This is a genomic window from Vibrio sp. R-1 (genome assembly GCF_035615595.1).
Taxonomy (GTDB): domain Bacteria; phylum Pseudomonadota; class Gammaproteobacteria; order Enterobacterales; family Vibrionaceae; genus Vibrio; species Vibrio cholerae.
Genome location: NZ_WPDC01000300.1, coordinates 1 through 503, shown reverse-complemented (window position 1 = coordinate 503; position 503 = coordinate 1). Strand labels below are relative to the sequence as shown.

At 37.2% G+C, this 503-nt stretch carries 1 protein-coding gene; it reads left to right on the top strand.

Annotation, left to right across the window (positions count from 1 at the left end; translation table 11 throughout):
- Nucleotides 1-57 precede the first annotated feature (57 nt).
- Nucleotides 58-297 carry a hypothetical protein gene (locus tag GOU96_RS18225; protein ID WP_032479075.1) on the top strand — a complete coding sequence of 80 codons (240 nt, stop codon included), beginning with the start codon at nt 58-60 and terminating at the stop codon, nt 295-297.
- Nucleotides 298-503: the final 206 nt, after the last annotated feature.

The following is a 503-nucleotide window of genomic DNA, read 5'->3' as shown; positions in this document are numbered from 1 at the left end:
CTTAGGCGGGCGTTAGTTGCTTACAAAGTTTAAATTTCTCAAAAGGTAATATAAAAAATGGAAGAAGTCGCATCGGTAATTTTTAGGTCTCTTGTTTCTTTGGTTCAGTTTATCGTTCAGATAAAGGTTATTAATCTTGCCTGCTATTCGGTTGGTTGGCTTTTTTCAAAACTCTGTACTTTGGGTCGTTATCCTTCAGTGCAAGTTTCAGATTCGGAACGCATCAAAGTTATCTATATTGGGATTTTTAGTATGGGGTTGTGTTTGAGCGCTATTGCTTTAATCAATCAGTGGTAATGTTGGACTCATTTATGTCCCTAATAACGTCCGCAGAATATGGTTGGTTAGAGCAAATGGCTCGTATAAAACAATATTAATAGGTGGTTATTCATAAACACGAGCATTTTGTATGGCACAAGAAAACACGTTGAGTGTGGTAACAGATTGGTTTTGGTTGCTTTTGATTTCTTGTCCGCGCAAATGCAACTAACAAACACCTCAAG

Coding starts and splice junctions, on each gene's coding strand:
- GOU96_RS18225 (WP_032479075.1), top strand. CDS start 58: ATGGAAGAAGTCGCATCGGTAATTTTTAGGTCTCTTGTTTCTTTGGTT.